This is a genomic window from Kribbella sp. NPDC051586 (assembly GCF_044453965.1).
GTDB lineage: Bacteria > Actinomycetota > Actinomycetes > Propionibacteriales > Kribbellaceae > Kribbella.
Genome location: NZ_JBITDF010000002.1, coordinates 1,512,652 through 1,537,911, shown reverse-complemented (window position 1 = coordinate 1,537,911; position 25,260 = coordinate 1,512,652). Strand labels below are relative to the sequence as shown.

Annotated in this window: 21 protein-coding genes and 1 tRNA gene; 10 read left to right on the top strand and 12 right to left on the bottom strand. The window is 68.1% G+C overall.

The window, feature by feature from the left end:
• Window positions 1-106 precede the first annotated feature (106 nt).
• Window positions 107-1,150, top strand: coding sequence for a LacI family DNA-binding transcriptional regulator (locus ACIA58_RS17660; protein ID WP_396404712.1), 1,044 nt, complete (start codon window positions 107-109; stop codon window positions 1,148-1,150).
• Here ACIA58_RS17660 and sucD read toward each other — a convergent pair.
• Together sucD and sucC are read right to left on the bottom strand one after the other, a co-directional pair.
• On the bottom strand, window positions 1,136-2,017 hold the full coding sequence (sucD, locus tag ACIA58_RS17655) for a succinate--CoA ligase subunit alpha (RefSeq protein ID WP_396404711.1): 882 nt from the start codon (window positions 2,015-2,017) through the stop codon (window positions 1,136-1,138). The two genes, ACIA58_RS17660 and sucD, sit on opposite strands and share 15 nt — an antisense overlap.
• 2 nt (window positions 2,018-2,019) lie before the next feature.
• Entirely contained in the window at window positions 2,020-3,177 is a 1,158-nt protein-coding gene (gene sucC, locus ACIA58_RS17650; RefSeq protein ID WP_396404710.1) for an ADP-forming succinate--CoA ligase subunit beta, read from the bottom strand.
• Between the two features lie 258 nt (window positions 3,178-3,435).
• On the opposite strand from sucC, the gene ACIA58_RS17645 reads away from it, so the two are divergent.
• A complete protein-coding gene (locus ACIA58_RS17645) occupies window positions 3,436-4,779 on the top strand; it encodes an OFA family MFS transporter (protein WP_396404709.1) in 1,344 nt (447 codons plus the stop codon).
• A 505-nt stretch (window positions 4,780-5,284) separates the two neighbouring features.
• Here ACIA58_RS17645 and ACIA58_RS17640 read toward each other — a convergent pair.
• The gene (locus ACIA58_RS17640) at window positions 5,285-5,542 is read right to left on the bottom strand and encodes a hypothetical protein (RefSeq protein WP_396404708.1); all 258 of its coding nucleotides are present in this window, start codon (window positions 5,540-5,542) and stop codon (window positions 5,285-5,287) included.
• Window positions 5,543-5,670: 128 nt separating this feature from the next.
• Here ACIA58_RS17640 and ACIA58_RS17635 point away from each other — a divergent pair, with 128 nt between their 5' ends.
• The 5 genes from ACIA58_RS17635 (at window position 5,671) to ACIA58_RS17615 (ending at window position 12,900) form a co-directional block, all read left to right on the top strand.
• Window positions 5,671-7,380 (top strand): thiamine pyrophosphate-binding protein, encoded by a 1,710-nt coding sequence (locus ACIA58_RS17635; protein WP_396404707.1) that lies wholly within the window; start codon window positions 5,671-5,673, stop codon window positions 7,378-7,380.
• 12 nt (window positions 7,381-7,392) lie between these two features.
• On the top strand, window positions 7,393-8,619 hold the full coding sequence (frc, locus tag ACIA58_RS17630; protein WP_396404706.1) for a formyl-CoA transferase: 1,227 nt from the start codon (window positions 7,393-7,395) through the stop codon (window positions 8,617-8,619).
• 15 nt (window positions 8,620-8,634) lie between these two features.
• Window positions 8,635-10,788 carry an acetate--CoA ligase family protein gene (locus ACIA58_RS17625; RefSeq protein ID WP_396404705.1) on the top strand — a complete coding sequence of 718 codons (2,154 nt, stop codon included), beginning with the start codon at window positions 8,635-8,637 and terminating at the stop codon, window positions 10,786-10,788.
• A 64-nt stretch (window positions 10,789-10,852) separates the two neighbouring features.
• Window positions 10,853-12,349, top strand: a complete 1,497-nt coding sequence (locus ACIA58_RS17620; RefSeq protein WP_396404704.1) for an Nramp family divalent metal transporter — start codon at window positions 10,853-10,855, stop codon at window positions 12,347-12,349.
• A 2-nt stretch (window positions 12,350-12,351) separates the two neighbouring features.
• Window positions 12,352-12,900 carry a hypothetical protein gene (locus ACIA58_RS17615; RefSeq protein WP_396404703.1) on the top strand — a complete coding sequence of 183 codons (549 nt, stop codon included), beginning with the start codon at window positions 12,352-12,354 and terminating at the stop codon, window positions 12,898-12,900.
• 336 nt (window positions 12,901-13,236) lie between these two features.
• On the opposite strand, the gene ACIA58_RS17610 is transcribed toward ACIA58_RS17615, so the two are convergent.
• From ACIA58_RS17610 to ACIA58_RS17600, 3 genes are all read right to left on the bottom strand, one after another.
• Window positions 13,237-13,986 (bottom strand): GntR family transcriptional regulator, encoded by a 750-nt coding sequence (locus tag ACIA58_RS17610; RefSeq protein WP_396404702.1) that lies wholly within the window; start codon window positions 13,984-13,986, stop codon window positions 13,237-13,239.
• A 77-nt stretch (window positions 13,987-14,063) separates the two neighbouring features.
• On the bottom strand, window positions 14,064-14,237 hold the full coding sequence (locus tag ACIA58_RS17605) for a hypothetical protein (protein WP_396404701.1): 174 nt from the start codon (window positions 14,235-14,237) through the stop codon (window positions 14,064-14,066).
• An 84-nt stretch (window positions 14,238-14,321) separates the two neighbouring features.
• Window positions 14,322-16,514 carry an ATP-binding protein gene (locus tag ACIA58_RS17600; RefSeq protein ID WP_396404700.1) on the bottom strand — a complete coding sequence of 731 codons (2,193 nt, stop codon included), beginning with the start codon at window positions 16,512-16,514 and terminating at the stop codon, window positions 14,322-14,324.
• Between the two features lie 58 nt (window positions 16,515-16,572).
• Between ACIA58_RS17600 and ACIA58_RS17595 the strand changes: the two genes are divergently transcribed.
• Window positions 16,573-17,067 (top strand): ester cyclase, encoded by a 495-nt coding sequence (locus tag ACIA58_RS17595; protein WP_396404699.1) that lies wholly within the window; start codon window positions 16,573-16,575, stop codon window positions 17,065-17,067.
• Between the two features lie 49 nt (window positions 17,068-17,116).
• Here ACIA58_RS17595 and ACIA58_RS17590 read toward each other — a convergent pair whose 3' ends face one another.
• Both ACIA58_RS17590 and ACIA58_RS17585 read right to left on the bottom strand, forming a co-directional pair.
• Complete coding sequence (locus tag ACIA58_RS17590; protein ID WP_396404698.1) at window positions 17,117-18,277, bottom strand: NAD-dependent formate dehydrogenase; 1,161 nt, start codon at window positions 18,275-18,277, stop codon at window positions 17,117-17,119.
• A 44-nt stretch (window positions 18,278-18,321) separates the two neighbouring features.
• Window positions 18,322-19,293, bottom strand: a complete 972-nt coding sequence (locus tag ACIA58_RS17585) for a LysR substrate-binding domain-containing protein (RefSeq protein WP_396404697.1) — start codon at window positions 19,291-19,293, stop codon at window positions 18,322-18,324.
• Between the two features lie 167 nt (window positions 19,294-19,460).
• On the opposite strand from ACIA58_RS17585, the gene ACIA58_RS17580 reads away from it, so the two are divergent.
• Window positions 19,461-20,228 carry an alpha/beta fold hydrolase gene (locus tag ACIA58_RS17580; protein ID WP_396404696.1) on the top strand — a complete coding sequence of 256 codons (768 nt, stop codon included), beginning with the start codon at window positions 19,461-19,463 and terminating at the stop codon, window positions 20,226-20,228.
• Here the strand turns inward: ACIA58_RS17580 and ACIA58_RS17575 are convergent.
• The 4 genes from ACIA58_RS17575 to ACIA58_RS17560 form a co-directional block, all read right to left on the bottom strand.
• A complete protein-coding gene (locus ACIA58_RS17575; RefSeq protein WP_396404695.1) occupies window positions 20,210-21,280 on the bottom strand; it encodes an acyltransferase family protein in 1,071 nt (356 codons plus the stop codon). The two genes, ACIA58_RS17580 and ACIA58_RS17575, sit on opposite strands and share 19 nt — an antisense overlap.
• Window positions 21,281-21,410: 130 nt before the next feature.
• Window positions 21,411-22,544: a DNA polymerase III subunit beta gene (dnaN, locus tag ACIA58_RS17570; RefSeq protein WP_396404694.1), complete on the bottom strand. Its 1,134-nt coding sequence runs from the start codon at window positions 22,542-22,544 to the stop codon at window positions 21,411-21,413.
• A 157-nt stretch (window positions 22,545-22,701) separates the two neighbouring features.
• Complete coding sequence (locus ACIA58_RS17565; protein WP_396404693.1) at window positions 22,702-23,298, bottom strand: AAA family ATPase; 597 nt, start codon at window positions 23,296-23,298, stop codon at window positions 22,702-22,704.
• A gap of 122 nt (window positions 23,299-23,420) precedes the next feature.
• Window positions 23,421-23,494 (bottom strand) — tRNA-Arg (locus tag ACIA58_RS17560).
• A gap of 162 nt (window positions 23,495-23,656) precedes the next feature.
• Here ACIA58_RS17560 and ACIA58_RS17555 point away from each other — a divergent pair.
• Window positions 23,657-25,258: a PrsW family intramembrane metalloprotease gene (locus ACIA58_RS17555; RefSeq protein WP_396404692.1), complete on the top strand. Its 1,602-nt coding sequence runs from the start codon at window positions 23,657-23,659 to the stop codon at window positions 25,256-25,258.
• Window positions 25,259-25,260: the final 2 nt, after the last annotated feature.

Genomic DNA, 25,260 nt, shown 5'->3' with positions numbered 1-25,260 from the left:
CTCGGACGTCCTGCGACGCGCGCATGTTGACGTCAACATCGACGCGGCGACGGTAACGTGTTTACGTCAACATGTCTACACTGCGGACACGACCGAGGAGGCGGGGATGTCAGCGGAGGTATCACCGGGGAAGCGGCGGCGCGGTCCGTCGATGGCGGACGTCGCCCGGCTGGCCGGCGTCTCCGGGCAGACCGTCTCGAGGGTCGCGAACGATCGCCACAACGTCGACGCGGAGACCCGCGACCGGGTCCGGGCCGCGATGAACCAGCTCGGCTACCGGCCGAACAGTGCGGCCCGCGCGCTGCGGAACGGCGAGTACCGCAGCATCGGGGTGATCGTCTTCGAGCTGCACAGCTTCGGTACGACGCGCACGCTCGACGCGATCGCCACCGCGGCGACGATCCGCGGGTACTCGATCAACCTGGTCCCCGTCCTGGACGTCACCCAGAGCGCGGTGACGAACGCGTTCGGGCGGCTCGGGGAGCAAGCCGTCGACGGCGTGATCATCCTGATCGAGGCGCACACCCTGGACGCGGCCGGCGTACGGCTGCCGGAAGGGTTGTCGGTCGTGGTCGTCGACTCGAGCGCCCACTACGACTACCCGATCGTCGACACCGACCAGCGGCAGGGCGCTCGGCTCGCGACCGAGCACTTGCTCGACCTGGGGCACAAGACGGTCTGGCATCTCGGTGGTCCGCCGACATCGTTCGCGGCGGACCGGCGTCGTCGCTCGTGGGAGCAGACGCTGATCGACCACGGCCGGGAGGTGCCGCCGGTGCTCGACGGGGACTGGTCGGCCACGTCCGGATATGAGGCCGGCCGCCGCCTCGCGGAGGACGACGGGGTGACGGCGGTCTTCGTGGCCAACGACCAGATGGCCCTCGGCCTGCTGCGCGCGCTGTACGAGCGGGGTCGCGCGGTGCCCGACGACGTCAGCGTGGTCGGCTTCGACGACATGGAAGAGGCGGCCCACTTCTGGCCGCCTCTCACCACCGTCCGCCAGACCTTCACCGAGGTAGGCCGCCAGAGCGTCGACGCCCTGATCGCCGAGATCCACTCCGGCGAGCACCATCACGCCCCGGTCGCGGTCCCCACCGAGCTCGTCATCCGCAGAAGCACCGCGGCGCCGCGTCGCTCAAACGGCGACTAGTACAGAGCGCATCAGGTCTGCGGTTTCGGTCGGGGTTTTGCCGACGCGTACGCCGGCGGCTTCGAGGGCCTCCTTCTTCGCGGCCGCCGTCCCGGACGAGCCGGACACGATGGCGCCCGCGTGGCCCATCGTCTTGCCCTCCGGCGCGGTGAAGCCGGCCACGTAACCGACGACCGGCTTGGTCACGTTCTCCTTGATGAACGCGGCCGCCCGCTCCTCGGCGTCGCCACCGATCTCACCGATCATCACGATCGCGTCGGTGTCCGGGTCGTCCTGGAACGCCTGCAACGCATCGATATGCGTGGTCCCGATGATCGGGTCGCCGCCGATCCCGATCGCCGACGAGAACCCGAAGTCCCGCAGCTCGTACATCATCTGGTAGGTCAGCGTGCCCGACTTCGACACCAGACCGATCCGGCCCGGTCCCGCGATGTCCGCGGGAATGATCCCGGCGTTCGCGCGGCCCGGGCTGATGATCCCCGGACAGTTCGGGCCGATGACGCGCGTCCCGTTGGCCTGCGCATGCGCGAAGAACGCGGCGGTGTCCTGTACCGGCACGCCTTCGGTGATGACCACGACCAGCGGTACGCCGGCGTCGACAGCCTCGATCACAGCGCCTTTGGTGAAGCGTGGCGGCACGAACACCACCGACACGTCCGCGTCTGTTGCCTTCACCGCGTCGGCGCACGATCCGTAGACCGGGATCGACCGCTTCGCGAAGTCGACCGACAGGCCGCCCTTGCCCGGGGTCACGCCGCCGACCACATTGGTGCCGGCAGCAAGCATCCGGCTGGTGTGCTTCTGTCCCTCGGACCCGGTCATGCCCTGTACGACGACCCGGCTCTTCTCGGTCAGGAAGATCGCCATCTCTACAATCCCTTCTCGGCGGCCAGCTCGGCAGCCCGGGCCGCCGCGTCGTCCATCGTGTCCACCACGGTCACCAGCGGATGGTTGGCCTTGGCAAGGATCTTTCGGCCCTCGTCGACGTTGTTGCCGTCCAGCCGGACGACCAGCGGCTTGTCGGCCTGGCCGCCGAGCAGTTCGAGCGCCCGCACGATGCCGTTGGAGACCGCGTCGCAGGCGGTGATCCCGCCGAACACGTTCACGAACACACTGCGGACCTGCCGGTCGGACAGGATGATCCCTAGTCCGTTCGCCATGACCTCGGCACTCGCACCGCCACCGATGTCGAGAAAGTTCGCCGGCTTCACGCCGTACCGCGAACCCGCGTACGCGACCACGTCGAGCGTGGACATGACCAGGCCGGCGCCGTTGCCGATGATGCCGACCGAGCCGTCGAGCTTGACGTAGTTCAGGCCCTTCTCGAGCGCCGCGGCCTCCAGCGGATCGGCCGAGGCGTGGTCCTCGAGGCCGGCATGATCCGCGTGCCGGTACGCCGCGTTGTCGTCGAGCGTCACCTTGCCGTCGAGCGCTTCCAGCGAGCCGTCGCCCAGCCTCACCAGCGGGTTCACCTCGACCAGCGACGCGTCCTCGGCGACGAACACGTCCCACAACTTCCGTACTACGTCCTGTGCGCCGGCCGGGAACCCGGCGGCCGCGACGATCTCCGCCGCCTTCGCCTCGTCGACCCCGACCGCCGGATCGATCGACACCTTCGCGATCGCGTCCGGGTTCGCGTGCGCGACCTCCTCGATCTCCACGCCGCCCTCGGTGCTCGCGATGCACAGGTACTCGCGGTTGGCGCGGTCGACCAGGAAGGACAAGTAGTACTCGTCGGCGATGTCCGCGGCGGGCGCGAGCAGGACGCGGTGCACGGTGTGCCCCTTGATGTCCATCCCGAGGATCTCGCCCGCCAGCTTCCGCGCGTCTTCAGGTGTGGCGGCGAGCTTCACGCCGCCCGCCTTGCCGCGGCCGCCGGTCTTCACCTGGGCCTTCACCACCACCCGGCCGCCGAGCTCCGCGGCTGCCTCCGCCGCGTCGGCCGGATCCTCGATGACCCGGCCGAGCGTCACCGGGACGCCGTGCCGGGCGAAGAGTTCCTTGGCTTGGTACTCCATCAGGTCCACGTCGCCTCCTCAATGTGTGCGGACGACTGTATGCGGTATGCAATCTGGTCACAAGAGCCAGGTCGCAACACCCCAGGTCTGGACAGCTGCGGTGTCGGGGGAGTACCACAGACTTCATACGGTATGCAGTAGTCATCGGACCCCCGGCCTGGACTGAGGAGCGCAGGGAGCGAAGCGACCGGAGCGACGAGGGAAGGCCGGGAATCCAGGCCCGATGACGACCGCGCGGAGCGCGGCATAACACTGTCAGGAGGCGAGATGGATCACGTGACGCCCCACGATGTGCGTGATGTCTACGGCCGGCGATACCGGATCGGCGAGGATGCCCGTGAGTTGACCGGGCACTCCAGGCGCTGGCAACTCTGGGCGGCGTGGGCCTGCATGGTCGCGATCAGCCCGTTGCAGTACTCGTTCGGCACCGCCGCGCTCGGCTTCGACCGCGGCTGGGGTGCGACGCAAACCCTGTGGCTGCTGGCGATCTTCGTCGCCTGCCAGGCCGTGGTCGCGATCCCGGCCGCCTGGATCCAGCGCGTACGGCGGGCAACGCCGACACAGCTCGTCGTACTAGGCGGTGTGCTGGCCGCGATCGGTCTCGCAACCCTCGCCCACGCGCACAGCTACGCCGCGGCGGTCATCGGCTACGCGGTCCTCGGCGGCGTCGGCGCCGGTCTGGTGTACTCCGCCTGTATCACCACGTCGGCGCGCTGGTTCCCGGACCGCCGTACCGCGACGATCGGGTTCGTGACCGGTGGCTTCGCCGTCGGTGCTGTACCGAGTATCGCGCTGCTGACGATCTTCGAGTCGAGTCAACGGATCGTTTTCGATGTGACCGCGCTGGTCGCGCTGCTGATCGTGCTGGTCGCGGGCGGCCTGCTGAAGGATCCCCCGAGGTACTGGTGGCCCGCGGACCTCGACGCACAGGCGTGGGCGATCGACCGCAAGCTGAACCGCAGCATCCCGAACAACGCGCCCGCGGTCCGGCACTACCGTCCCGCGGAGGCGATGAAGACCGGCGCGCTCCCGTTGATGTGGTTGCTCTTGGCAATCAGTACCGCGTTGTCGCTGTTCGGCATCGGCCTGGTCGCGAGCTATGCGGTCAGCACCGGCTTCGGGCTGGCGATCGCCGGCGCGGCCGCCGGAATGCTTGCCGCTGTCAACGGTCTCGGACGATCGTCGGCGGGTCATCTGTCGGATCGGTTCGGCCGCAGGAGAGTGCTGGCCGCCGTACTGATGATCGAAGGCTTCGCGCACGTCGGTCTCGTGATCGCCGGCAGTGGCTGGGCCTTCGTGGTCTGCGCGATGTTCGCCGGACTGGGTGGCGGCGCGTTCTACGCGATCATGGCCAACCTCGTGCTGGAGTTCTTCGGCGAGAACAGCCTGCTGCAGAACCAGGCGATCCTGTACTCCGCGAAAGCCGTCGGTGGCCTTCTCGGCATCGGACTTGCAGCATCGCTGGTCGCAGTGGTGGGCTATCGACCGCTGTTCCTGGCCGCCGGCCTGCTCGGCATCCTGACCGCGCTGAGCGTGCGACTGCTCAAACAACCCGGTCGGCCGGCGCTGTCGGTCCGTCAGCATCTCGGCACGCCGGTGGCGGGCGAGTGAACGGATACGGAGTGGCCCACCGGCCGGAGCCGTGCGTGATGGAGTTGGTGTCCCGCCTGGCGCGAGAGCCCTGGACGGACCGTCCTGCCTGCGTACACCCAGTACTGAGTGCAGTGGCGCGGGCGGTCCATGACCACAGCAGCTCCGCCGGTCGCCGGGAGCTGCTCCCACTCGCTCCGCTGTTTCTCGACACTGCCGGCCCAGGCTTTGAATCGTCTGCCCGCCTGGTCGCGCTGTGTGTGTCCACCGCGCTGGCCGGCGGTGAACTCGCCGGCGATGAGCGGAGGCGTCTGGGCGCTGCGCATCAGACCGCGCTGCACCTGCTCGGTACCGAGGAACGCCCTGCGGGGTCGGCCCGCTGGTGGTTGCCGGTTCTGGGTCATAGGAGCGAGGCCTTCTACCGCACTTTCGTCGCGACGGAACATGCGGCCGAGGCGGTGGCGGTCGCGGCGAGGACGGCGAACGACGTACGACTCAAGAGCCTCCTGAAGCTTTGCCTCGCGGCTCAGCCCAGACCCTCGTGCTCGGCGTCGGCCCAGAAGTCCGGGTCGTAGTCGCCGTCCGGGATCGCCACGAGCTCGCCCTGGCGCGGTGCGCGGACCTGTTGCTCGAGCCGGCGCAGGTCCGCCGTACAGCGCTCGAGATCGTCCAGCAGCCGCAGTACGTCGAGATGCGGGCCGATCCGATTTCTCAACGCCATAAGGGATTTCTCCAGTGCGAGGAGAGCGGTGCGGGTCCGGTCGAGCTCCTCGGAAATCGTCATCACAGCCTCCTCGGCGCGAACTCTGGACAACTACCGCAGCGTGGGATAAGACTACGACTACACCATACGGTATGCAATCTACACTCAAGCCGATCGAAGCTCGGCCCCTTCCGAGGAGAGGACTGCAGATGGCGCAGACAGTGTCGGAGACCCAGCCCGTCGCCCAGGTGAACGAGCCGGAGACGATCTCCGGTGGTCACCTCGTCGCGAAGGCCCTGAAGGCCGAGGGGATCGACGTGATCTTCACGCTCTGTGGCGGGCACATCATCGACATCTACGACGGCTGCGTCGACGAGGGCATCGCGGTGGTCGACGTCCGGCACGAGCAGGTCGCCGCGCACGCCGCGGACGGATACGCGCGGGTGACCGGCAAGCCCGGCTGCGCGGTCGTGACCGCCGGCCCGGGGACGACGGACGCCGTTACCGGTGTCGCGAACGCGTTCCGGGCCGAGAGCCCGATGCTGCTGATCGGCGGCCAGGGCGCGCTGAACCAGCACAAGATGGGGTCCCTGCAGGACCTACCGCACGTCGACATGATGACGCCGATCACCAAGTTCGCCGCGACCGTGCCGCACACCGCGCGGGCCGCCGACATGGTGTCGATGGCGTTCCGCGAGTGCTACAACGGCGCACCCGGCCCGTCCTTCCTGGAGATCCCGCGCGACATCCTGGACAACTCGGTCCCGGTCGAGTCAGCGACGGTTCCCGAGGCCGGCCACTACCGCGCGTCGACGAAGAGCATCGGCGACCCGGCGAGCATCGAGGCGCTGGCCGATCTGCTGGTCCGGGCCGAGAAGCCCGTCGTACTGCTCGGCACGCAGGTGTGGACCGCCCGCGGGAGCGACGCGGCGACCGAGTTCGTCCGGACCCTCGACGTACCGGCCTTCATGAACGGCGCCGCCCGCGGCACGCTGCCGCCCGGCGACCCGCACCACTTCCACCTGTCCCGGCGGTACGGGTTCAACAACGCCGACCTGATCCTGATCGTCGGCACGCCGTTCGACTTCCGGATGGGGTACGGGCGCCGGCTGCCGAAGGGCGCGACCGTCGTACAGATCGACATGGACTACCGCACCGTCGGCAAGAACCGCGACATCGACCTCGGCCTGGTCGGCGATCCGGGCGCGATCCTGTCCGCGGTCACCCAGGCGGCGTCGGGCCGGCTGCACAAGACCGATCGCAAGGCCTGGTTCGCCGAGCTCCGCTCCGAGGAGGACGCGGCGTACCAGAAGCGGCTCCCGCGGCAGCTGTCCGACGCGAACCCGATCCACCCGTTGCGGCTCGCGCACGAGATCAACGAGTTCCTCACCGAGGACTCGATCTACATCGGCGACGGCGGCGACATCGTCACGTTCTCCGGCGGCGTCGTACAGCCCAAGTCGCCCGGCCACTGGATGGACCCGGGCCCGCTCGGCACGCTCGGCGTCGGCATCCCGTTCGTCCTCGCGGCGAAGTACGCGCGACCGGACAAGGAAGTTGTCGCGCTGTTCGGCGACGGCGCTTTCTCCTTGACCGGTTGGGACTTCGAGACGCTCGTCCGCTTCAACCTGCCGTTCGTCGGTGTCGTCGGCAACAACTCCTCGATGAACCAGATCCGCTACGGCCAGGAGGCGAAGTACGGCCACGACCGCGGCCGGATCGGCAACACCCTCGGCGACGTCAAGTACGACGAGTTCGCCCGGATGCTCGGCGGGTACGGCGAAGAGGTTCGCGACCCCAAGGACATCGGGCCGGCCATGCAGCGCGCCCGCGAATCCGGACTGCCGTCGCTGATCAACGTCTGGGTCGACCCAGACGCGTACGCGCCCGGAACCATGAACCAGACCATGTACAAGTAAAGGGGACCCAGCATGACGAAGGCCCTCGCAGGTGTCCGCGTTCTCGACATGACCCACGTGCAGTCCGGACCGTCCTGCACCCAGATCCTCGCCTGGCTCGGCGCCGACGTGGTCAAGCTCGAGGCACCGACCGGCGACATCACCCGCCAGCAGCTGCGCGACGTCCCGGACGTCGACAGCCTCTACTTCACGATGCTCAACTGCAACAAGCGCAGCATCACGCTGAACATGAAGTCCGACCGGGGCAAGGAGATCTTCACCGACCTGGTGAAGAACGCCGACATCCTGGTGGAGAACTTCGCGCCGGGCGCGATCGACCGGATGGGCTTCACCTGGGAGCGGCTGCAACTGCTCAACCCGGGTTTGATCTTCGCCTCGATCAAGGGCTTCGGCCCCGGCCGCTACGAGAACTTCAAGGCCTACGAGGTGGTCGCCCAGGCGATGGGCGGCGCGATGAGTACGACGGGGTTCGAGGACGGGCCGCCGACCGCGACCGGTGCGCAGATCGGCGACTCCGGTACGGGGATCCACCTGGTCGCCGGCATCCTCGCCGCGCTCTTCCAGCGCACACACTCGGGCAAGGGCCAGCGGGTGACCGTGGCCATGCAGGAGGCAGTGCTCAACCTGACGCGGGTCAAGCTGCGTGACCAGCAGCGCCTGACGCACGGACCGCTGCGCGAGTACCCGAACGACAACTTCGGCACCGAGGTGCCGCGGTCCGGGAACGCGTCCGGCGGCGGTCAGCCCGGCTGGGCGCTGCGGTGTGCCCCGGGCGGCCCGAACGACTACATCTACGTGATCGTGCAGCCGCCCGGGTGGGCGCCGATCGCCAACCTGATCGGCAAGCCGGAGCTGGCCGAGGACCCCGACTGGTCCACCCCGGCCGCGCGGCTGGACAAGCTCGACAAGATGTTCGCGCTGATCGAGCAGTGGACCGAGCAGCACACCAAGTTCGAGGTGATGGACAAGCTCAACGCGCTGAACGTGCCGTGCGGGCCGATCATGTCCACCTCCGAGCTGATCGCGGACGAGACACTGGCCGACCTCGGCGCGGTGGTCGAGGTGGAGCACCCGCAGCGCGGCACGTTCAAGACCGTGGGCTGCCCGATCAAGCTGTCCGACTCGCCGGTCGAGGTGGAGACCTCACCCGGTCTCGGCGAGCACAACTCCGCCGTCTACGGCGCGCTCGGCATCGACACGGCCGAGCTCTCCGAACTCAAGGCCGCCGGCGTCATCTGAATGGAGATCCCTGCAATGACCCCCGCAAAGACCTATGACAAGGCAGCAGTCCGGACCATCCTCGACCAGGCTCTGGCGGACGGCCGCACCTCGCTGAGCGCGCCCGAGGCCAAGCTGGTCGCCGACGCGTACGGCATCCCCACGCCGGGCGAGGGGCTGGCCACGACTGCCGAGGGAGCCGCCGGTCTGGCCGGACAGATCGGCTTCCCTGTCGTACTGAAGATCGTCTCGCCGGACATCCTGCACAAGACCGACGCCGGCGGCGTGGTGGTCGGCGTGGACAGCGAGGACGCGGCGCGCGACGCGTTCGACAAGATCCTCGCCAACGCCCGCGCCTACAAGGCCGACGCCGAGATCACCGGCGTCCAGGTCCAGAAGATGCTGGTCACCGGCGGTGACGTGCAGGAGGTCATCGTCGGCGCGGTCACCGACCCGACGTTCGGCAAGGTGGTCGCGTTCGGGCTGGGCGGGGTACTCGTCGAGGTACTGAAAGACGTGACCTTCCGGCTCGCTCCGCTGACGTCCGGCGAAGCGCGGGCGATGGTCGACGGGATCGGTGCGCACGAGATGCTCGAGGGTGTCCGCGGTGCGCAGCCGGTCGACAAGGAGGCTGTCGGCGACCTGATCAAGCGGTTGTCGGACCTGGTCACGGACTTCCCGCAGTTCGCCGAGGTGGACCTGAACCCGGTGCTGGCCGGGCCGGACGGTGCCACCGCGGTGGACTTCCGGATCATCGTGGACGCCGAGGCCGGCAAGCCGGTCGAGCGGTTCAGCCAGGAGGAGATCCTGACCGCGATGACCCGGATCATGCGGCCGCGCGCGGTCGCGGTGATCGGGGCGTCCAACGAGGACGGCAAGATCGGCAACTCGGTGATGAAGAACCTGGTCAACGGCGGGTATGCCGGGGACATCTACCCGGTCAACCCCAAGGGCGGCGAGGTCCTCGGGCGGAAGGCGTTCCCCAGCATCCTGGAGATCCCGGGAGACGTCGACGTCGCGGTGTTCGCCGTACCGGCCAAGTTCGTCGCCGGGGCGCTCGAGCAGTGCGGGCAGAAGGGCGTCGCGGGCGCGATCCTGATCCCGTCCGGGTTCGCCGAGACCGGCGAGCAGGAGCTCCAGGACGAGGTCGTCGCGATCGCCCGTGAACACAATGTTCGAATCCTGGGACCGAACATCTACGGCTACTACTATCTGCCCGAGAGTCTGTGCGCGACCTTCTGTACGCCGTACGACGTCCGCGGATCCGTTGCCCTGTCGTCGCAGTCGGGTGGGATCGGCATGGCCATCCTCGGCTTCAGCCGGTCCAGCCGGATGGGGGTCTCCGCGATCGTTGGGGTAGGCAACAAGGCCGACATCGACGAGGATGACCTCCTGACCTTCTTCGAGAGCGATGACAACACCAACCTGATCGCCATGCATCTTGAGGATTTGAAGGACGGCCGGGCGTTCGCCGAGACGGCGGCCCGGGTGTCCAAGAAGAAGCCGGTCGTCGTGCTGAAGGCCGGCCGTACCTCCATGGGCGCGCGGGCGGCCAGCTCGCACACCGGCGCCCTGGCCGGCAACGACAAGGTGTACGACGACATCCTGCGGCAGAGCGGGGTGGTCCGGGCGCCGGGGCTGAACGAGATGCTCCAGTACGCCCGCGGGATCCCGCTGCTGCCGACGCCGAAGGGCGAGAACGTCGTCATCATCACCGGCGCGGGCGGTTCCGGCGTACTGCTGTCGGACGCCTGCGTGGACAACGGGCTGACGCTGATGGAGATTCCGGACGACCTGGACGCGGCGTTCCGCAAGTTCATCCCGCCGTTCGGCGCGGCCGGCAACCCGGTCGACATCACCGGCGGCGAGCCGCCGTCGACGTACCGGAACACGGTCGCGCTCGGGCTGTCCGACGAGCGCATCCACGCCCTGATCCTGGGCTACTGGCACACGATCGTGACGCCGCCGATGGTGTTCGCGAAGCTGGTCGCCGAGGTGGTCGAGGAGTTCCGGGCCAAGGGCATCGACAAGCCGGTGGTCTCCTCGCTGTCCGGCGACGTCGAGGTCGAGGAAGCCTCGCAGTACCTGTTCGACCACGGTGTGGTCGCCTACCCGTACACCACCGAGACGCCCGTCCAGGTCCTCGGTGCGAAATACCGCTGGGCCCGTAACGCCGGGCCGCTCGGCTGATTGGAGGAAGGAGTCGCGGGGGAGCGTTCATTCCGCTAGTTGGCGTCAATCTAAGGAGACCGCCTTGGACGTCACGAGCAAGACCTCAGAAGTTCCCGAAGAGCCGGCGGCCACTGTCACCGAGAAGGTCTGGAAGGCCGGCCGGCTCGAACCGATGCCGATCCGGAAACTTCCGGACGCACCACCCTCCATGCACATCCTCGGTCCGACCGTCTTCCTGGTCGCACTGGGTGTGGGGATGGGGGAGTCGTACATGTGGCCCCGGCTCGTCCTGGTGTTCGGGCCGGACATCCGCTGGCTGTTCATGGTCGGCGTCACGCTGCAGGCGTTCGTGCTGCTGGAGATGGCGCGGTACGCGATGGCCACCGGGGAGAGCATCTTCTTCGGCGCGGCCCGGATCTTCAAACCGCTGATGTGGTTCTTCTACGCGGCGGCGATCCTGATCTACATGTGGCCGGGCCATCTGTCCGCCGGCGCGGCCGCGTTCGAGGAGATCACCGGCATACCCTGGCAGGTCACCGCGTGCGTGGCTCTGGTGTTCGTCGGTGTGCTGTTCAGTCTCTTGTCGGTGATCTACAACTTCCTCGAGAAACTGCTCGGTCTGCTGATCGGCCTGCTGGTCGTGGGTACGTCGGTGATCGCGGCGATCGTCGGCAACTGGGACGATCTGGGCCGGACGCTGTCCGGGATGTTCGCCTTCGGGTACTTCCCGCACGACGCGATGACGTCGGCCTGGTTCCCGGTCGTGGTCGGTTCGATCGCGTTCGCGGGCCCGTCCGGCATGCAGCAGATGTGGTACACGCTGCAACTGCGGGACAGCGGCGCCGGCATGGGTGCGCACATCCCCAAGATCCGGGGCCTGCGGGCCGCGGACGAGGCGGAGTCGATGCCGTCGCGCGGGTTCATGTTCGACACCGAGGATCCGGCCGAGATGGCGAAGTGGAAGGGCTGGCGCAAGTGGGTCACGTTCGACGCGATCCTGCTCTTCTGGGGCATCACGATGCTGGTCACGATCTCGTTCACCGTGCTGGCCATGTCGGCGGCCCGGGAGAACCCGAACGTGGCGCAACTGATCGAGGGCGGTGACCGGGAGGCCGCGCTGAAGGCGATGTCCGACGCGTTCGCCTCCGCCGGCTCGCCGATCCTCGGGACGTTGTTCTTCGCCTTCATCGCGCTGATCGGTCTGAACGCGACCCTCGGTCTGTTCGACTCGTTCTCCCGCGGTCAGGCGGACATGACGTACTACTTCGTGCCGGGCGCCAAACGGTTCTCGATGTCTCGGCTGTACGCCGGGTTCCTGTGGGGCGTGATCCTGTTCGGCATCCTGATCCTGCTGTTCGGTCCGGCCGACGGCCCGGCCGGGATCCTGGACACGCTCGCGTTCCTGTCCACGTTCGCGATGGGTGCGTACTGCATCGTGTTGCTGCTGACCAACAACATGCTGCTGCCCAAGAAGATCCGGCCCGGTCCGGTGCGGAACGTGATCATCGGGTTCGGGGCGGTCTTCTATCTCGGGATGCTGTTCTACTGCCTGGTCCGCTTCGGCGTGGCAGTGGGTTGACCATGACTCACAGAGCCGAGCTGAAGCAGTTGGCGGAGTTCGCCGTCCCGGCGGCGGCGGTCGGCGCCGCCGCCGGGCTGATGGCCGGAGGGCTGGGCGCGTTCGTGGGCCAGCCCGCCGGCTGGGCGGTGGTGACCGGGCTCGGGCTCGGCGTACCACTGATCCTGTTCGGCGCCGGGTACGCCGCACTCGTTGCGCTGGGCAAAGTCCCCGCCGGGGTGTTCGGGCCGGCGGCGGTCTATTGGGCGGTCGCGTTCCCGCTGTCGCTGCTGGTGCATGCGATCGTGACCGCGTGGGTGGTTACCGGTACGCCGGGACTGCCGCCGGAGGTGGGGAAGTTCCTCGCCTTCCGGGCACTGGTGAGCATGGGGTTCGCGATCGGCTTCCTCTGGATGCACGAACAACTGGGCCGGCACTGGTGGCCCCACATCCTCGACCGCAACCAGTACGCGCGCCGGATGGTCGAACAGTACGCCCACCTGGCCGCGTCCCTGGAGGCCCGCAAGGCCGCCGCGGGCCGAGGCCGCGCCCGCACCAAACGCACCGCCTGAAAGTCGCCCGCAACCCACCGGTTGCGGGCGACAGCGTTTGTACCTGTGGAACGGCGCCACCCACGAAAGGACACCGCTTCGCGGAGGCTGTCTGTTGTGCCTTCGGTGAGGGGGCGTGGCGGGGGACTGTGGTGGCGCCCCCGGGGGCTGGAGTGGGTGGACATGACTGCGCAAAGGGATAACCCCTCCTCTTGCTCCTTCTCTGTCTTCATACGAGGGAAGAAGGAGCAACAAGAATGGTTAACCCATCTTGTAAGCGGGGTGTGGGCGCAGCTCGCGGGTGTGCCCGGCGGCGGGTCGTCTGTGGTACCCGGCATGTAGTCGGAGCAGGGCGGATCAGGTGGTGCGGCGGCGGCGTTTGGTGGGTTCTTCCGCGGGCGCGGTGGGCTCAGCGGCGGCCTGGAGGTCGTGGTAGGCCTTGCGGGTGTGTTCGGTGTGTTCGCGCATGGTTTGGGCGGCTTTGTCCTCGTCGCCTTCGCTGATGGCCTTGACCAGGCGGTTGTGCTCGCGCCAGGAGGCGGCGCCGCGGACGGGGGCCACGGGGGTGTAGTACCAGCGGACGCGGCGGTCGACCTGGGCGGCGAAGTCGACCAGGAACCGGTTGCCGGACATCTCGGTGATGAGGCTGTGGAGTTCGCCGTTGGTGCGGACCGTGCCGTCGATGTCGCCGGACTCCTGGTACGCCGTGCCGACCTTGCAGAGCTCGCGCAACCGGGCGACGTCGTCCTTCGTGGCGTGCCGGGCGGCCAGGCGGGCGGACTCGGACTCGAGCGCCGCGCGGGCCGCGAGAAGCTGGTCCACCTCGTCCTCGGCGGGGACGTGCACCATCGCGCCGAACCCGGGGCGCAGGTCCACCCAGCCCTCGTTGTTCAGCCGCTGCAGGGCCTCGCGCACCGGCTGCCGGGAGACGCCCAGCAGACCGGCCAGCTCGACCTCGACCAGGTGCCGGCCGCGCTCGAGGGTGCCGTCGATGATCATCTCGGTCAGGGCCTCGTACACCGACTCCCGCAACGGTGTCGGCCGCTTGACGTGCCGCACCCCGGCCGGTTCCGCACCCGCCCCTGGCCCTGCGCTGATCGTCGTCATGAGGTCCCTTCCCGAAAGCAGCATGGCACTTGGTAGACAGTCTACCAAGTGCCATGCCCTGACATATAGACGCTGCCTCAGGCGGCCGACTCGTCGGCGCGCCGCTGGTCTTCGTGAGCGGCGCCGTCGGCGGTCAGCTTCGCGAGCTCCGCGTCCAGGTCGACCGGGGTGTTCAGCTCCTGCTGCAGCTCCGGAGCATCCGGGAACCGCGGGCGAGCCGCCAGAGCGCCGAACCTACGTGTGAAGATCATTTCAACCCTTCCTTGAATTCTGGCTTCTGTATACATTCAACCAGGCGTACTGACCGGTTATGCCCGCGTCTCATGTGATCCGGCTTACGTACGGCGTGATCCCGCTCTCACCGCGCCGCGGAAGTGACCGGCCAGCTGCGCGTCGAAGGGATGGAGCTGTACGCCGAGGCGGGCCCGGAGGTCGGCAGCGTCGTGGGCGAGCTCTGTTGTGCGCTCGGCATCACCGCGGACGGCAGCGACCCAGCTGAGACCTTCCAGGCTTTCGGCCGCTCCCCACTCGGTTCCGGTCTCGTTCTGGACGAGCTCGGCGGCGAACAACTGCTCCGCGCGCTCCAACTGGCCGTTCAGGAGGGCTGCGGCCCCGAGGTGGCGGTTCGCGCGATTCAGATAGGTCTCGTCGCCCAGCTCGGCGTAGCGGCGTGCGGCGTCGACGAACAGGTGCTCAGCCGTGGCGATGTCACCGGCGTGCAGTTCCGCCATGCCACGGTTCAGCACTGAGGTGGCAGTCAGCCATCGCTCATCAGTTCCGAGCAGGGCATCTTGAGCCGCGATGAATGACGACCGCGCGGCATAGAAGGCTCCCGCTGCCATCTCCGTCATGCCACGAAGCGTCAACGCGTTACGGAGCTGCACTGCGCTCCGCGTGCTGCCGGCCAGTCGCAGCAACTCCTCGCCGTACCTTTTCGTCTGCTCGACATCGCCCTGGTGGAACGCGAGCCATCCGGCGCCCCAAAGAGCCTTCGCCCGGTCGTACGGGGCGCCGCCGTCGTCGGCGTACAGCGCTTCGGTCAGCCACCGACGGCCCTCCGGCAGACCACCTCGCCACAACCAGAACATCCAGAGCGACGCGGCGAGGGCAAGCGCCCGTGGCGGGTCGTTGTCGAGCAGCAGGCGATGAGCGCGGCGCAAGTTCGGTAGCTCGGCGTCGAGGCGTAGGTGTGCGGCGCTCTGCCCTGTTGCCCGCAGCAGCGGTTCGAGGCCCTGGACCAGCTCCACGAAGTAGCCCGCGTGCCGGGACTGCAGCGTGGCCGTCTCGGATGGTGTCGCCTGCTGTGCGGCGTACTCGCGGACCACATCCAGCATCTGGTACCGCGTCCCGCAGACCTCGTGCGGTGACGCCGTCACGAGGTTGTGGTCGAGCAATGTCGACAGCACCTCGAGCGAATCCGTCCCGATGTCCTCCATGCACACGGCATCGACCGCCTCGAGCGTCCAGCCCGCGAAGACCGACAGCCGCCGCATCAGGACCTGCGCGTCCAGATCCAGCAGGTCGTAGCTCCAGGCAACAGTTGCCTGCATCGACTCCTGGCGTCGCGGCAGGTCCTGCGGTCCGTGCGCGAGTACGCCGGTCCCGCGCTCGAGCTGCCGGGCCAGATCGGTCAAGGACAAGTGGCGCGTCCTCGCCGCGGCCAGTTCGATGGCGAGCGGTACGCCGTCCAGCCGCCGGCAGATGTCTGCGACCAGCGCTGGCTCGATGGTCACCTGACGATTGGCTGTGACCGCGCGATCGATGAAGAGCTCGGTCGATTCCGTCGTTGTCGACAAGTCGGCCGGAACCGGCATGGGCCCGAGGACGAACTCCCGCTCACCCGTCAGCCGCAGCCGAGCCCGGCTCGTCACCAGCATGGTCAATCCAGGACAGCGGTCGAGCAGCTCGGACAGATCAGGCGCAGCGGGCAGGAGATGCTCGAACGTATCCACGACCAGCAAGGAGCGTCGTACGCCGATTGCCCGCGCCAGGCCGCCGAGTACGTCCGTGGCGATCGCGATCGCGCCGACGGATCTCGCGATCTCGTGGAGCACCAGGGTGTGATCCACGAGTTGGCCGAGTTGCACCCAGTGGACCTCGGAGAACGTCGGGGCAAGAGCTCGTGTGGCCTCCAGCGCCACGCGAGTCTTCCCGACGCCACCCGGCCCGGTGACGGTGATCAGGACCGGCGGGTCGGCGGCGAGGAACGCGCCCAAGTCGGCGAGCTCCCGCTGCCGCCCGAACAACGAGGTCCTCAGCACCGGGAGATCACGGTCGGTGCCCGTCGGCGGCACGACCGGTGAAAGCCCGCGAGCAATCCGCTCGAACGTGCTGCGGTCGGAGGCCTGCAATCCCAACGCCGTTGCGAGCTGCCTGGCCGTGGCCGGATAGATCCGGCGCCGTGCCCCACGTTCGATGTCGCTCACGGCGCGGACGCTGATTCCTGCTTGCTCGGCCAGCTCCTCCTGCGTCAGGCCCGCCAGCGATCGGAGACGTCGCAGTCCGGCGGCCAGATCCCCTTCGGCCATCGCCGTACCCCCTCCCCGTCACCGACCAGCCGGTCGGTAAGTCGGTGGGTCAGTCGTCATGGTCGAGCCGCCTGCGCCGGGCCAGGCTGAGAACGTCCAGATCGAGTCCGGGGAGGCAACGATGTCCACCGACAACAACAAGCTACTCGTCCAGCGGCTGTACGACGAGGTGCTCAATCAGCAACGCACCGGATCCCTCGTGGAGCTGGCGACCCAGGACTACGCCGAGCACGATCCGGTGCCGGGTCAAGGCGATGGCCTGGCCGGACTTGCCGACCGCGTTCGCCTGCTCACTTCCGCGTTCGCGCCGCGGTTCGAGATCCAGGACCTGGTGGCCGAAGGCGACCGGGTGGTCGTCCGCTGGACGAACACCGGCACACATGTCGGCGAATTCGCGGGCATCTCGCCGACCGGCCGCTCGTTCCAGATCGCCGGCATCGATGTCTACCGGATCGAATCCGGCCGCCTGGCCGAACACTGGCATGTCATCGACGAGCTCCGCCTTCTCCAGCAGATCGGCGTGATCCCTACCTTCGACGACGCACCCGCGTGACACCAGCCGATCCGGACCCTCGAGCAGGAGAGTCCGGATCGACGTGTGATCACTTCTGGGTCGAGTAGCTGTGCGCGCCCGCTCCCGCCAGCTGCCCGCTGTCCACGATCAGGTATTCGTCGCGGATCGGCGTACCGGCCAGCCACGACTCCAGGATCTCCCGGGTGCCGGCGGCGTACCGGGTCTGCGCGGACAGCGACGAGCCGGAGATGTGCGGCGTCATCCCGTGGTGGGGCATGGTCCGCCACGGGTGGTCGGCCGGTGCGGGCTGCGGGTACCAGACGTCGCCGGCATACCCGGCCAGCTGCCCGCTCTCCAAGGCCCGGACGATCGCGTCGGGGTCGGTGATGCGAGCGCGGGCGGTGTTGATCAGGTACGTGCCGCGCTTCATCGTGCCGAGCAGCTTCTCGCCGAACAGCCCCTCGGTCTCGGGATGCAGCGGCGCGTTGATCGTCACCACGTCGCAGTGCGGCACCATGTCGGCCGCGCTCGGGTGGAAAGTCAGCCCGAGCTCCCGCTCGACCGACTCCGGCAGCCGGTGCCGGTCGGTGTAGTGCAGCTTCACGTCGAACGGCGCGAGCCGGCGCAGTACGGCGGTCCCGATTCGTCCGGCGGCGACCGTACCGACGTGCATGCCTTCGAGGTCGTACGAGCGTGCCACGCAGTCCGCGACGTTCCACCCGCCGTCGAGGACGACCTGGTGCGACGGGAGGTAGTTGCGGACGAGTCCGAGGATCATCATCACCACGTGCTCGGCGACGCTGATGCTGTTCGAATAGGTGACCTCGGCAACGGTCATGCCGTGCTCGATCGCCGCGTCCAGGTCGACGTGGTCGGAGCCGATGCCGGCCGTGATCGCCAGCTTCAGGTTCGGCGCCTTGGCGATCCGCTCGGCGGTCAGGTACGCCGGCCAGAACGGTTGCGAGATCACCACGTCCGCATCGGGGAGCTCGCGATCGAGCACCGAGCCGGCGCCCTCCTTGTCCGAGGTGACGGCCAACGTGTGGCCCTGGCTCTCGAGGAACTCGCGCAGCCCGAGCTCACCGGAGACGCTGCCGAGCAGCGCGCCCGGCGTGAAGTCGACGGCCTTCGGCGACGGCGCCGGCTGACCGCCGGGGTAGCCGTCGATGGTCGGGATGTCGTCCCGCGGGTACGACGTCGGGTAGCCCGTCGCCGGGTCGTCGTACAAGACACAGACAATCTTCGCCATGGTGGGAATCTCCTTGTTCTGAAAGGATTTCCACCATCGCGGTCTCACGATCCGACGGTCAAAGACTTGCTCGCTATGTCGAGATAGCCCGAATCCATCAGATGTACGTCGAGCAGATCGTCGAGGGCCTTGTGTACGCCGGCCTGCCGCGCGACGTCGAGCAGTGCGCGCGCGAGGACAGGCTCGGGACTGCGCGCGGCGATCACCAGTCCGACTCGTGGCCCGTGTGCCGGCCGCTTCAGCGGTACGACGCGCATCCCGTCCGGTACGCCGAACATGTGCAGCCAGGCGTGCGAGATCACGGTCGACCAATGACTGCCGTGCAGATGGCTGTACAACCCGGAGACGGTGTCGCTCTCGATCGCCGGCGTCGCGGTCACGCCGTCGTCGGTGAAGTAGCTGTTCATGATCCTGCGGTTGCGCATGTCGGGGGAGAGCAGGCAGAGCGGCAGCTCGGCGACCTCCGCCCAGGTGGCGACCGGCTGGTCGGCCAGCTTGCTGTGCGTGGGCGTCAGCAGCAGGTAGCGCTCTTCGTACAGCGGAGTCTTGCGCACCTGGCCGAGGGTGTCGTCGTCCAGGTACGTCATCGCGACGTCGAGATCGAACTCGGCGAGCTTCTGGGTGATGTCGCGGGACGACAGCGACTCGAGGGTGACCCTCGCGTTGGTGTGCCGCGCGCAGAACGGTGTCGTGAGCAACGAAACCACCGGCATCGCGGTCGGGATCGCGCCGAGCCGGAGGGTGCCGTTGAGGCCGCCGCGCATCACCGACAACTCGTGCCGGAGCGCGTCCTGCTCGGCGAGAATGCGCTGGGCCCAGAGCAGCACCCGCTCACCCTCGGGCGTCAGGCCCTCGAACCGGCGGCCGCGACGCACGATCGGCACGTCGAGCTCCTGCTCGAGCTTGCGGATCGCCGCCGACAGTGACGGCTGGGAGACGTAACAGGCTTCCGCCGCCCGAGCGAAATGCTTCTCGCGGGCGAGGGCGACGAGGTACTCCAACTGGCGGAGCAGCATCAACGAACCCGGGATGGTGTGCAGTCGCCTGTATACATAATCCAACTGTAGTGAGGTGTGCCCTCGCCTGGAAGATCTCGGCGTGATGTGATGTGGATCACAGGGTGTCTGTCCGGGGCGAAGCTGTTCGACGGATGGGCAGAGATCTCTCTGGCAAAGGAGCTGTGATGCAGAAGGTGGTTTCGAAGGACGGCACCGAGCTCGCCTACGACACGTACGGCAGCGGTCCGGTCCTGGTGCTGGTCGCAGGCGGATTCACCGAGCGCTCGCGGTACGTCGATGACGCCAAGGCGCTGTCGTCGGCGTTCACCGTGGTCAACTACGACCGGCGCGGCCGCGGTGACTCCGGCGACACCCTGCCGTACGCCGTCGAGCGTGAGTGGGAGGACCTCGAGGCGATCCGCTCGGCGACCGGTGCGCAGTACGCCTGCGCCTACTCGTCCGGGTCCATGGTGCTGCTGCAGTCCAGGCTGCCGTTCGAGAAGCAGGCGGTGATGGAGCCGCCGTTCCGGGTCGAAGGGGCGCCGCCGGCACCGGACCGGTACCTCGAGCGGCTGCAGGAGTTCGTCGACGCCGGGAACCCGGGTGGAGCGGCTGAGCTGTTCATGGTCGAGGCAGTGGGGCAGCCGAAGGAGGTGGTCGACCAGATCCGGCAGACGCCGATGTGGGCCGGGATGGAGGCCATCGCGCACACGCTGGTGTACGACGGTCTGCAGTTGGGCGACAACGCAGTACCGCGTGAGTTGCTGGCGTCGATCGACGTACCGACGCTGGCGATGTTCAGCAACGCCAGTGCTGACTGGATGAAGGAAGCGGCGCGGCAGGTGGCCGAGGCGCTCCCGCACGGGACTCTGGAGGGTCACGACGGGACGTTCCACACGCTGCCGCCGGAGACGATGGCCCGAGTGCTGACGGGCTACTTCCTGAGTGCGTGAACCGGCCGGCCGGGCAGGACCCGGTCCAGTAGGCGTTTGAGGCGTGGGGCGAGCGGCTGCTCGACGCCGTAGTGCAGTGCGGCTGCGACGCCGATCATCAGCAGCATCGTGGTGGCGACCAGGAGGATGTGGTTCACCTGGTCGCCGAGGCGCTCGAAGATGATGAAGCCGATATGCGCGTGCACCAGGTAGAGCGGGTAGGTGAGTGCGCCCAGGACGGCGAACCACGGCCGGCCGAAGCGGGGCGTGAGTTTGAGCGCGACCGCCAGCATGATCGCGAAGATCGCGACGATGATGGTGACGACGGCGGTTCGGTGGATCTCGCTGTGGTACCGCAGGCCGACCCGGTCCGCGAAGCCGATACCGCGGTAGATCGCGTTGCCGAGCGCGATCGCGACGATGGCGATGGTCTGTCGCGTGGCGCCGTACCGGTGGATCAGGCAGAGCGCCATACCGGCGATGAAGTAGTGCGAGAACTGGGTGTTGAGCACCAGATCGGTTGCGTGCGGCAACAGCCCGGCCTGGAAGACGAACGTCGCGGCGAGCCAGGCCCAGCAGAAGATCGTGACTCGACGAGCGGTGACGCCGATCCAGGTCAGGATCAGGATCATCGCGTAGAACCGGATCTCGGCCCACAGGGTCCAGTAGACGACGTCGACGTTCTCGATGTTCGGCAGCGAGTTGAACATCGTCAGGTTCGCCAGGTACTGCGGGAGCGAGACGGGGAACCGTCCTTGGCTGAACGCGACAGCGACGAACGCCGTCAGGGTGACCGCGATCCAGTACGCCGGGTACAGGCGGACCGCGCGGGAGCTGACGAACGACCGCGGGCTGCGATCCCACGCGCTGAGCAGGACGACGAACCCGCTGATCGTGAAGAACAGATCCACCCCGAGGTACCCGTACCGCGCGACGAGGTCCACGTGCGGGAAATGCATCGCGGACGTGCCATCGGCGTACGAGGAGAACAGGTAGTGGTACGCCATCACCGACAACGCCGCGAAGATCCGCAACAGGTCGATCTCGTGGAGCCGTCCCCGTGAGGGTTCCACAAGCCATCCTTTCCCTGGGTGACGCTTGCCGGCTCCACTACATCGCAGCGGGCAGGCGCGATCGTCAGCCCACGGCACGATTCACTCGTCCGACCTACGGATGAGTCGGGGCCCGCAGCGCCGATCGGGATCAGGTGGGCAGGCGCATGGGCATCAGGATGTAGGCGGCGTCTGTCGAGGGAGTCTCGTCCGGAGCGCGCAGGCCGGTCAGGTTGGCGGGTTTGGTCGTCTGGGTGAAGGCGAAGTGCGCGATCGGCGTACCGAGTGAGGCCAGTCCGTCGAGCAGGTAGCCGGCGTTGAAGCCGGTCACCACCGGGTCGCCGGTCAGGGTGATCTCGACGGACTCCGAGGCCTGGGCCTCCTCGCCGTTGCCCGCGTCGAGCGTCGCCGCGCCGTCCGCGAACGTCAGCCGCACCGGCGCCGAGCGCTCGGCCACCAGCGCGACCCGCTTGACCGCCTCGACGAGCGCGGCGGTGTCGACGGTCACCGTGCTGGTGATCGCACCCTCGGCGGGGATCAGACTGCGGACCTTCGGGAACTCGCCGTCGATCAGGCGGCTGGTCGCATGCCGGCCACCGCCCTCGAATCCGATCAACCCGTCCCCTGTGCGGGTCGAACCGAGCGCAAGGGTCAGCTCATGACCGGCCATCGCCTTCGCGACATCGGCGAGCAGTTTGGCCGGAACGAGCGCATTGGCCTCGGCGCCGGCATCGACCGGCTCCCAGGGGAACGACCGCAAGGCCAACCTGTACCGGTCGGTGGCCAGCAACGAGATCGTCGACCCACGGATCTCCAGGCGGATCCCGGTGAACACCGGCAGCGTGTCGTCGCGGCCGGCCGCGCTCACGACCTGTGAGACGGCGCGCGCGAAGACGTCCCCGTCGACCACTCCACTCGCCTGGGGGATCTCCGGCAGCGGCGGATACTCATCGAGCGGCAGCGTGTGCAACACGAACCGAGCCGCGCCGCTGCTCACCTGAACCCGAGCCGCCTCACCGCTCAGATCCACCGAATCCCGCGGCATGCTCCGGCAGATGTCCGACAACAGCCGCCCCGACACGAGCACCCGCCCCTCGTCGGCCACCTCCGCCGGCACACTGACCCGCGCCGAGCTCTCGTAGTCGAACCCGGACAACGTCACCTGCCCGTCGGCCGCCTCGACCACCATCCCGGCCAGAATCGGCACACTCGGCCGACTGGGCAACCCGCGCGCCACCCATCCAACCGCCTCGGCCAGAACCTCACGCCCGACTCGAACCTTCATCCGATCTCCTCCCTCGCGTCCCTCACTCAATCACCCGCCGCCGACAATTCCTGTCCAAGCGGGACCTCCGGGTTCATGGATGATCGGTTGGGGCGGATCCGGCACCGGCCGGGCCGACCACGACAGCATCTGGACGACCTCGGGTGCCGCCTGCGCCTCAGCTGAAGCAGATGCGCGCCACCCTGTCCGCCTGACCCCGGGTGAGTATCTGCGCCGACAGAGCCCCCGGTAGGACGTACCCCGGATCGTCGGCCGCCCTCGCCAGGAGCTGTGGCCATCTGCGGCAGTGGGTCAACATGCTCCCGGGCCGCACGACCCGTCCGCGCTCCCACTGCCCTGAACGTGCCACGTCGTCCGGCACGTCAAGCAGAACAAGGTGTACCGGTAAGCCGCTCCGCCTGGCTCGCCGGCCGATCAGCTGCCGCACCCACGGCCGGGTAGCGCAGTCATGCACGACGAGCGGGCCACCACCCGGCCGCATCGCCAGCAGCACGCGAACGTAGTACGCGAGGTGCAGCAGCGGACGCCACCACGCATACGGCACCCGACCGAGCACGCGCATCCACCGGCCCCGGAGCCGCTCGCTGTCGAAGACCCGCACGCCGCCGTGGTCCTGGCCGACCGGGTACAGCCGCCGCAGCAGAGTGGTCTTCCCGGCTCCTGGGATCCCCGCCAGGATCACCACGGCGCCCGCGGCGTACCGCAGTTCACGCAGTCCACCCGAATGAAGTACGCCTACCAGTCCCGAAGCCACGACGTCCGCCTTTCCGTCACCTGCCAGTACAGGTATGACGAACAAGCCCACACGCCGGCCCCGAGAGAACGCTGAGAAGACCGTAGGAACTCACTGAGGAAAACGATCGTTCACCAGCAAAGCGCCCCCGGCAGGACTCGAACCTGCGACCAACGGATTAGAAGTCCGACGCTCTATCCAGCTGAGCTACGGGGGCGTACGGCACGGAAGAGTCTCTCAGATCGGCGGGTGATCTCGCCTCTGGGTTCTGATTCGGCGCGGTTCGAGCGGGAGCGAAGTACAGGGTTGTCGTTCCATCCCGGTAACGCTGAGTGGGTGGTCCTGCCGCTTGATCGGCACCCCAACTAGGCTTCGGGGCATGAGTCACCCCTCACCAGGCCCGGCAGGCACGCCGCAACCCGCGGCGGGGTCGGCGTACTCGCCCGGCGGACCGTACCCGCAGCCGAACGTGCTCGGCAGCCATCCGGTCCCCGGCCAGCGCCGCAACCAGGGCGTCCTGATCGGCATCGTGATCGCGGTGGTGTTCGCGATCGCGGGCCTGGTGATCTTCGGCATCGTGGCCAAGTCGACCGGCGCCGGCGGCTTCACCTGGGGCCTGATCTTCGCGTTCGTACCGGTCATCCCGGTCATCGCGCTCTACCTCTGGCTGGACCGGTACGAGCCGGAGCCGACCAAGTACATCGTCTTCGCGCTCTGCTGGGGCGCCTTCATCGCCACGCTGGCCGCGATCTTCATCAACACCGAGGTGTCGCACCGGCTGGCCGAGACCGGCGTCGGCGGCGACCGGTCCGCGGTCTTCGTGGCCCCGCCGGTGGAGGAGTTCGCCAAGGGGTCCGTGATCCTGCTGCTGGCGTTGGTGCGGCGCAAGGAGTTCGACGGCATCATCGACGGCCTGGTGTACGCCGGGATGGTCGGCGTGGGCTTCGCCTTCACCGAGAACATCCTGTACTACGGCCGCGTCTTCAACACGCTTTCCGAGGAGGCCGGCAGCGACGCGGGTCTGCGCGGTGCGTTCGCGCTGTTCATCATCCGCGGCGTGATCTCGCCGTTCGCGCATCCACTCTTCACGTCGTTCACCGCGATCGGGATCGGCGTCGCGATACGGCACCGAAGTACCGTCGTCCGATTCCTCGCGCCCGTCGTCGGATATCTGGCGGCGGTGCTGGCGCATGCTTCCTGGAACGCCTCTGCGAGCTGGGCCGGTGGCGGGGGCTTCATCGTGGCGTACCTGTGCCTGATGGTGCCGCTGTTCATCTGCCTGGTCGTCTTCGCGCTGGTGATGCGGTCCCGGGAAGGGCAGATGATCGCGTCCCGGCTGTACGACTATGTGCGGTTCGGGTGGCTGGTTCCACAGGACGTACCACTGATAGCCACGCTGCGGGGGCGCAAGGCGCTCCGGCAGAACGCGCGGCGGTACGGGTCCCAGGCGGAAGCAGCTGCGAAGGCGTTCCAGCACAACGCGACCGAGTTGGCGTACCTGCGGGACAAGATCGTCCGCCAGGTGATCGGGCCGGACGCCCTGCACACGGAGAAGCAGTTGCTGGACGAGCTTCGGGAGCGGCGGCCGAGCGTGCCGTTCCCCCCGATGCCGGCGTTCGCTCAAGCTGCTCCGCAGTACGCCGGCGGGTTCCAGCCGGGTGGTCCAGGTCCGGGAATGCCGATGGGGCCGCCCGGGCAGATGGGTCCTGGCGTGCCGATGGGTACCGGTGGTCCGATGGGTACTGCTGCTCCGATGGGTCCAGGGGGCCCGGGCGGGCCGGTGGGGCCAGGTCCTGGGGCTCCGGGAGGGGGCGCGGGGGAAGGCGCATACCCGCGGCCGCAAGACGGTTATCCTCCCGCTCAGCCGGGGTATCCGCCGGGGCAACCCGGTTACCCAGCCGGTCAGTCCGGTTACCCACCGGGACCCCCCGGTCAACAAGGACCGCCGGGAGGATACGGTCCGTATCCACCCTCGCAGTGACT